Source organism: Aquimarina agarivorans (assembly GCF_000218485.1).
Classification (GTDB): domain Bacteria; phylum Bacteroidota; class Bacteroidia; order Flavobacteriales; family Flavobacteriaceae; genus Aquimarina; species Aquimarina agarivorans.
The window spans coordinates 1-855 of record NZ_AFPB01000101.1; the positions used below are offsets into that span (position 1 = coordinate 1).

An 855-nucleotide genomic window follows, 5' to 3' on the forward strand; every position below is an offset into this window, starting at 1 on the left:
TAAAAGTCGATTGCCCGTGCTATTGATTCTGACGATGGGGGCCGGTGTGGAACCGGGGCTTCTGAGGAGGCGGCTGGTTGGACCTAAACTGTGAGGCCTTCCTCTTCTTATCCATCTGAAGGTGCTGGTCCTTTGACGGATGGCCTTGTCCACCAGTCTCTCGAAATCAGCATAGTCGCCCGAAAGCAACTGCTTCTTCAACTCATCATCCAAACCTCCGAGGAATTTTTCTTGTCTTTCGGCGTCAGTGCGAACATCCTCGGGGGCATATCGAGCTAGGCGATTGAACTCATGAAGGTACTCTGTCACCGTCTTGGTACCTTGCTACAAAGCGCGGAACTCACGCTTCTTCTAGGTGACTATCCCATCAGGGATGTGGGCCTTGCGGAAGTTAAGACAAAACTCTGCCCAAGTCACTTCTGTGGTAGTGGTGCGGGTAACCAGGAAATTATCCCACCAAGCAGAGGCGGGACCCATCAGTTGATGTGCGGCGAAGGAGACTTTCTCTTGGTCGGTGCACTGCAGTAAGTTGAGCTTCTTTTCGATGGCATGGAGCCCATCACTTGCCTCCGTGGGGTTGGTAGTGCTTGAGACGGTCGGGGGACGAACACGGAGAAAGTCTGGCAACTTGGACTGCACTGGGGGTGGTCCATGCTGTTGTTGGTTGTTCTGGTTCTGGTTTAAGAGCTGCTGTAGCACTTGCTGGTGTTGTTGTTGCTGTTGTTGCATCTGCTGCATCATCCAAGCGAGCATTTGGGCTGGCTAGCAAGAATCTGAGCGAGTGACGGGTTCTCTGGTGGAGGCGGTGGGGGCGGTCCTCCGGTGCTGGACTGGTCGGTGTCACGGTTGCTGTGG

At 54.3% G+C, this 855-nt stretch carries 2 protein-coding genes; one reads left to right on the forward strand and one right to left on the reverse strand.

From position 1 onward, the window contains the following. Window positions 1-351 precede the first annotated feature (351 nt). Entirely contained in the window at window positions 352-639 is a 288-nt protein-coding gene (locus GMC_RS23420; protein ID WP_498365819.1) for a hypothetical protein, read from the reverse strand. On the opposite strand from GMC_RS23420, the gene GMC_RS23425 reads away from it, so the two are divergent. Further along, complete coding sequence (locus GMC_RS23425; protein ID WP_238527933.1) at window positions 588-785, forward strand: hypothetical protein; 198 nt, start codon at window positions 588-590, stop codon at window positions 783-785. The genes GMC_RS23420 and GMC_RS23425 overlap by 52 nt on opposite strands. The last annotated feature ends 70 nt before the right edge of the window (window positions 786-855 follow it).